General features: G+C 74.0%; 7 protein-coding genes and 2 tRNA genes (1 of these 9 only partly in view). 6 read left to right on the forward strand and 3 right to left on the reverse strand.

All coding sequences use genetic code 11. The annotated features are described in order from the left end of the window. The 3 genes from ABD353_RS02090 to ABD353_RS02100 all read left to right on the forward strand — a co-directional run. A partial coding sequence (locus tag ABD353_RS02090; RefSeq protein ID WP_344621682.1) for a chorismate-binding protein occupies positions 1 to 975 on the forward strand: 975 nt, incomplete at its 5' end. A gap of 22 nt (positions 976 to 997) precedes the next feature. Further along, positions 998 to 1,813 (forward strand): aminotransferase class IV, encoded by an 816-nt coding sequence (locus ABD353_RS02095; RefSeq protein WP_344621683.1) that lies wholly within the window; start codon positions 998 to 1,000, stop codon positions 1,811 to 1,813. A gap of 64 nt (positions 1,814 to 1,877) precedes the next feature. Continuing rightward, the gene (locus ABD353_RS02100) at positions 1,878 to 2,720 is read left to right on the forward strand and encodes a GNAT family N-acetyltransferase (RefSeq protein WP_344621684.1); all 843 of its coding nucleotides are present in this window, start codon (positions 1,878 to 1,880) and stop codon (positions 2,718 to 2,720) included. A 43-nt stretch (positions 2,721 to 2,763) separates the two neighbouring features. Here the strand turns inward: ABD353_RS02100 and ABD353_RS02105 are convergent, their stop codons facing one another. The 3 genes from ABD353_RS02105 to ABD353_RS02115 all read right to left on the reverse strand — a co-directional run bounded on the left by ABD353_RS02105 (position 2,764) and on the right by ABD353_RS02115 (position 4,601). After that, a complete protein-coding gene (locus ABD353_RS02105; RefSeq protein ID WP_344621685.1) occupies positions 2,764 to 3,261 on the reverse strand; it encodes a DsbA family protein in 498 nt (165 codons plus the stop codon). A 71-nt stretch (positions 3,262 to 3,332) separates the two neighbouring features. Next, entirely contained in the window at positions 3,333 to 3,908 is a 576-nt protein-coding gene (locus ABD353_RS02110; protein WP_344621686.1) for a CGNR zinc finger domain-containing protein, read from the reverse strand. A gap of 279 nt (positions 3,909 to 4,187) precedes the next feature. Beyond that, positions 4,188 to 4,601 (reverse strand): SsgA family sporulation/cell division regulator, encoded by a 414-nt coding sequence (locus ABD353_RS02115; protein WP_030268554.1) that lies wholly within the window; start codon positions 4,599 to 4,601, stop codon positions 4,188 to 4,190. A 243-nt stretch (positions 4,602 to 4,844) separates the two neighbouring features. Between ABD353_RS02115 and ABD353_RS02120 the strand changes: the two genes are divergently transcribed. From ABD353_RS02120 to ABD353_RS02130, 3 genes are all read left to right on the forward strand, one after another. Then, the gene (locus ABD353_RS02120) at positions 4,845 to 5,273 is read left to right on the forward strand and encodes a TIGR02611 family protein (RefSeq protein WP_344621687.1); all 429 of its coding nucleotides are present in this window, start codon (positions 4,845 to 4,847) and stop codon (positions 5,271 to 5,273) included. A gap of 54 nt (positions 5,274 to 5,327) precedes the next feature. Next, positions 5,328 to 5,399, forward strand: a tRNA-Val gene (locus tag ABD353_RS02125). 205 nt (positions 5,400 to 5,604) lie between these two features. After that, positions 5,605 to 5,658, forward strand: a tRNA-Val gene (locus ABD353_RS02130); it runs 118 nt beyond the window's last position.

Genomic DNA, 5,658 nt, shown 5'->3' on the forward strand with positions numbered 1-5,658 from the left:
GCCCCGGCGCCCCCGGCGGGCCCGCCCCCGGCCGGCTTCTGGGCGGTCGCGTACGACTTCGAGGGCCGTCTCACCTGCGCCCGCTTCGACGAGGTCCGCCCCGACCCGGCGCCGCCGGCCACCGCCGGCTGGCTCGGTCCGCGGACGGAGGACTGGCACAGCTCGCTCGACCGGGCCGCCTACACCGCGGGCGTCAGCCGGATCCGCGAGCACATCGCGGCCGGCGAGGTCTACCAGGCGAACCTCTGCCGGGTGCTCTCCGCGCCGCTGCCCGACCCGGAGCGCTCCGACATCGACGCGCTCACCGGCCTGCTGGCCCGCGGCAACCCCGCGCCGTACGCAGGAACGATCCGCCTGCCCGAGCACGGGGTGGAGATCGCCACCGCCTCGCCCGAGCTCTACCTGCGCCGCCGCGGCCGCACCGTCTCCTCCGGCCCGATCAAGGGCACCGGCCGCACCGAGGCCGACCTGCTGGAGAAGGACCACGCCGAGAACGTGATGATCGTCGACCTGGTCCGCAACGACCTCGGCCGGGTCTGCGGGACCGGCACCGTCACCGTCCCCGACCTCTGCGCGGTCGAGAAGCACCCGGGCCTCGTCCACCTGGTCTCCACCGTCGAGGGCCGGCTGCGGGACGGCGCCGGCTGGCCCGAGCTGCTCGCCGCCACCTTCCCGCCCGGCTCGGTCACCGGCGCGCCGAAGTCCAGCGCGCTGCGGATCATCGACGCCCTCGAGACCGCCCCCCGCGGCCCCTACTGCGGCGCCGTCGGCTGGGTGGACGCCGACCGCGGCGAGGCCGAACTCGCCGTCGGCATCCGCACCTTCTGGATCGACCGGACGGGCGGCGCGCCCGTCCTCCGGTTCGGCACCGGCGCCGGCATCACCTGGGGCTCCGACCCCGAGCGCGAATGGGACGAGACCGAGCTCAAGGCGGCCCGCCTGGTCGCGATAGCGTCGGGCACCAGCACCCACTGAACAACCCCGGGAGCAGCACTCGATGATCTGGGTCAACGGCAACCTCGTGGACGCCGGCAGTGCCGCCGTCTCCGTCCTGGACCACGGCCTCACCGTCGGCGACGGCGTCTTCGAGACGGTCAAGGCCGTCGACGGGCAGGCCTTCGCGCTCACCCGCCACCTCGACCGGCTCACCCGCTCCGCCCGCGGTCTCGGCCTCGCCGACCCGGACCACGACGCCGTCCGCGAGGCCTGCGCGGCCGTGCTCGCCGCCAACCCGATGCCGCTCGGCCGGATGCGGATCACCTACACCGGCGGCACCTCCCCGCTCGGCTCCGAGCGGGGCGAGGACGCGCCCACCCTGGTCGTCGCCCTCGGCACCGCCAAGCCGCGCCCGGACACGACCGCGGTGGTCACCGTGCCGTGGCGCCGCAACGAGCACAGCGCCGTCGCCGGCCTCAAGACCACCTCCTACGCCGAGAACGTGGTGGCGCTCGCGACCGCGCACCGGGCCGGCGCCTCCGAGGCGCTCTTCGCCAACACCGCCGGGCGGCTCTGCGAGGGCACCGGCTCCAACGTCTTCGTCGTCCTCGGCGGCCGGCTGCTCACCCCGCCCCTCGAGTCCGGCTGCCTGGCCGGCATCACCCGCCGGCTGGTCGTCGACTGGAGCGGCGCCGAGGAGGCCGACCTGCCCTTCGAGGCGCTGTTCGAGGCCGAGGAGGTCTTCCTGACCTCCACCCTCCGCGACGTCCAGGGCGTCCACCGGATCGACGGCCACGAGCTGCCCGCCCCCGGGCCGATCACCCTCAAGGCGATGGCCCAGTTCGCCGAGCGAAGCGGCGACGACCTCGACCCCTGACCGGGCCGCCCCGCCGACGGCCGCACAGGCGTAGTGCGGCCGCCGCCGGGGCAGGGGAGCCGGTATGACCACAACGCTGCGCCCGGGGGGCGCCGAGGAGCTGCTGCCCGGCGGCGGCCGCAGCCGCCGCTGGCAGATCTGCGTCAACGGCCGCCCGGTGGGCGGGCTGCGCACCACCGCGCTGCCGCGCGGCGACCAGTGGTGGGGCGAGATCGCCGAGTTGGAGGTCGCCGAGGGGCGCCGCCGGGGCCGCGGCACGGTCGGCGTGCTCGCGGCCGAGGAGGTGCTGCGCGGCTGGGGCTGCAGCCGCGCCGACGTCACCGTCCCCGCGGAGGCGGAGGGCGCGCTCGCCCTGGCCCGGGTGCTCGGCTACACCGACCGGATGCAGAACATGGCCAAGCGGCTCGGCCGGGCACCGGCACTGCCGGACGGGCTGACCGTCCGTCCGATCGGCGCGGCGGAGTACCCGCAGTGGCTGGCCGCCGCGAGAGCCGGCTACCTGCACGACCTGCGCTCCTCGGGCCTCACCGCGCAGCAGGCCGAGGCCAAGGCGGAGGCCGACCACCGCCAGGTCCTGCCGCAGGGGCCGGACACCCCGGGTGTCGCACTGCGCCGGCTCGTCGACGGCGACGGCCGCGCGCTCGGCAGCCTCTGGCTGCACCTGCGCCAGGAGGTCTCGCCGGAGGGCCGCCCGCTGGCCTGGGTGATGGTGGTGGAGGTCGACGAGGAGCACCGCGGCCGGGGCCTCGGCCGCGCCCTGATGCTGGCCGCCGAGCACGAGTGCCTCGCGGCGGGCGTGCACGACCTCGGGCTCAACGTCTTCAGCAGCAACACGGTGGCCGTCGGCCTGTACGCCTCGCTCGGCTACCGGATCACCCGGCGGGTCCTCGGCAAGCAGCTGCTCTGATGACGTCGGCCGGCCGGGCCGGCGCCCCCGCCGGGTGCGGGGGTCAGCTCCGGTTCTTCTCGATCAGCTCGACGATCCGGGCGCGCAGCCCCTCCTGGCTCTTGCCGCCGTCCAGCCGCTGCCCGGCGATCACGTAGGTCGGGGTGCCGGTGACCCCGATCGCCCGGCCCTCGGCCTGGTCGGCGTCGACCAGCAGGGTGTGCCGCCCGTCGATCAGCGCGGTGTCGACCTCGTCCGCGTCCAGCCCCAGGTCGGCGGCGACGGCCAGCAGCGTCTTCTCGCCGTCCCGGCCGAGCTCCTCGGTCCGCTCCAGCAGGGCCTCGACGTACGCCCAGCCGTTGCCCTGGGCGAACGCCTCCTCGGCGGCCTGGGCGGCCGCGTACGCGTGCTTGTTCTTCTCCAGCGGGAAGTGCCGCAGCTCGATCCGGAACTCGTCGCCGTAGCCGGAGCGCAGCGCCCGGACGTCGTCCAGGGCGGTGCGGCAGTCGGGGCACTGCAGGTCGCACCAGAATTCGAGGCGGGGGAGGGAGGCGTCGGTCATGCCCCCAGTCTTTCATCCGCGGGGGCCGTGCCAGGCCGCCTCGGACCGCTGGGCGCCGGGCGGGCGGCCGGTCAGCCCGCGGCCACCGCCTCGGCCTCGGCGGAGCGCTGCCGGGCGCGGTACGCGGCGACGTGCAGCCGGTTGCCGCAGGTGCGGCTGTCGCAGTAGCGGCGCGAGCGGTTGCGGGAGAGGTCGACGAAGACGCGCTCGCAGTCGGGGGCCTCGCAGCGCCGCAGCCGCTCGCGCTCGCCGGCCATCACGATGAAGGCGAGCGCCATGCCGAGCTCGGCCGCGAGGTGGTCGCCGATCGCGGCGTGCGGGGCGAAGTAGTGGATGTGCCAGTCGTGGTGGTCGTGGTTGGTCAGCCGCGGCGTGGTGCCGGCCGCCGCGACCACCGCGTTCACCAGCTCCGCGGCCTCCTCGGTGGAGCGCGCGGAGAACACCTCGCGCAGCCGGCCGCGCAGCAGCTGCACCGAGGCCAGGTCGGCGCCGGTCAGCGAGTCGATCTCGCTGATCTCCTGCTTGACCACGAACGCGCCGAGCGCGGCGGTGTCCGGCAGCTGCTCCGAGCCGCACGCCTCCGGGGCGGTGTTGAGCAGCTCGACCAGAATGCTCAGCGCGCACTCGGTGTCATGGGTGATCAGCACGTCGGCTCCTCGCGCGGCGGGGGCCCACCGGCCCCTCGTCGGTCGTCACCCGCGACTCTACCGGGCCGCGCCGTCCGAGCGAAGGAAAGCGCCCGGCGGTACGGCCGGCCACCCTTGTGGATGGCCGGCCGTACCGCCGGGCGCCACACCGTCGGGCCGGGCGGGCCCGTCGGTGACCCCGAGACCGCCGGTGGTGCGTGGCGGCAGGTGCGACCGTGCCCCCGAGTAGGACGGACGCAGTGGGCGTGGCCGCGCCGAGGCGGGCCCGCCGCAGCGAGGTCAGCTTTCGGCGAGGATGTGGGACAGCTCCCGATCGAGGTCGAAGTGACGGTGTTCGGTGCCGGGCGGCACGGCGGCGTCGGTGCGCTTGAGGAACGACTCGAGCGCCCGCGCCGGGGCTTCCAGCAGGGCTTCTCCTTCCGGAGAGCTCAGGGCGATGCAGACGACCCCCTGACCGTGGCTGCGCGAGGGCCACACCCGCACGTCGCCGGTCCCTGTCGGACGGTGCAGCCCCTCCGCGAGGAGATCACGGGCGAACACCCACTCGACGGTCTCGTCGGCACCGGTGTGGAAGGTGGCGTGCACGGCATAGGGGTCCGAGGTGTCGTAGCGCAGGCCCGCGGGGACGGGCAGGGAGGACTCGCTGGACACGATGAGGCGCAGGTGCAGCTCGCAGCTGACCGTGGTGTTCATAAGCGCCAGGGCCTTTCGCTCAGTGTGCGCTCGGGGAATCGCACGTCGGCGAACGGACCATCCCACCCGAAAGCCCGGTGTAAACCCCTCTGTCCCGATTCAACGCCGTGTCGTACCCCTTCCGGCGCATTGCGGAATCGGCGGCGGCGGGGAGTCGGGCCCCGTACCGGCGGGTATCTCGGGTACTTTTCCCGCATGGCTGTACGAAACGACAATCCTGACCGGGTCGAGGACGGGGCACCCATGGCGTCCGACGGTGGCGAGGGCGGGAGCGGGGACGGCGAGGAGCGGGACGGCGGGGGCCGGCCGCTCGGTTCGCGGGCCCCGGCGTTCATCCGCCGGTCGCGGCCGCTGCACCTGAGCTGGCAGGTGGTGGTCTTCCTGGTCGGCCTGGCCGTGGTCGGGCTCGGTGTCGTCCTGCTGCCGCTGCCCGGCCCCGGCTGGGTGGTCATCTTCCTGGGGATGGGCATCTGGGCGACCGAGTTCGTCTGGGCCCAGCTGGTGCTGCGCTGGACGCGGCGGAAGGTCGCCGAGGCGGCCGAGCGGGCGCTGGACCCGAAGGTGCGCCGCCGCAACATCACGCTGACCGTGATCGGCCTGGTGATCATCGGTGCGCTGCTCGGCTGGTACCTGTGGCAGTACGGCGCGGTACTGCCCTGGGACCTGCACTGACCGGGAGGGTGTTCGGAGCACCCCCGCGGATGGGGTAATGTTTTCCCTGCACCCGGGCGATTAGCTCAGCGGGAGAGCACTTCGTTCACACCGAAGGGGTCACTGGTTCGATCCCAGTATCGCCCACCCGGAATGCAGTTCCGATGTAAGGCCCAGACCATTTACGGTCTGGGCCTTATGTTGTTTTCCGATGATTTCCGAAAGGCCCCCGCGGTCTGACGGACTTTCACCGGAGCTGTCCCGGAGGCGATCTGGGGGAGCGTCGGTCGGGCCCCGGCGGGAACGGATTGGGGCCGAGGGCGCGGAGGTGGTACTGTTCTTCTCGTTGCCCGGGCGATTAGCTCAGCGGGAGAGCACTTCGTTCACACCGAAGGGGTCACTGGTT

It is taken from the genome of Kitasatospora arboriphila, from assembly GCF_039528095.1.
Lineage (GTDB): Bacteria > Actinomycetota > Actinomycetes > Streptomycetales > Streptomycetaceae > Kitasatospora > Kitasatospora arboriphila.

Excerpts from the sequence above, each read along its gene's own strand:
- ABD353_RS02105 (WP_344621685.1), bottom strand. The coding sequence starts at position 3,261 with ATGACCGACGCCTCCCTCCCCCGCCTCGAATTCTGGTGCGACCTGCAG.
- ABD353_RS02120 (WP_344621687.1), top strand. The coding sequence starts at position 4,845 with ATGGCGTCCGACGGTGGCGAGGGCGGGAGCGGGGACGGCGAGGAGCGG.
- ABD353_RS02100 (WP_344621684.1), top strand. The coding sequence starts at position 1,878 with ATGACCACAACGCTGCGCCCGGGGGGCGCCGAGGAGCTGCTGCCCGGC.
- ABD353_RS02095 (WP_344621683.1), top strand. The coding sequence starts at position 998 with ATGATCTGGGTCAACGGCAACCTCGTGGACGCCGGCAGTGCCGCCGTC.
- ABD353_RS02115 (WP_030268554.1), bottom strand. The coding sequence starts at position 4,601 with ATGAACACCACGGTCAGCTGCGAGCTGCACCTGCGCCTCATCGTGTCC.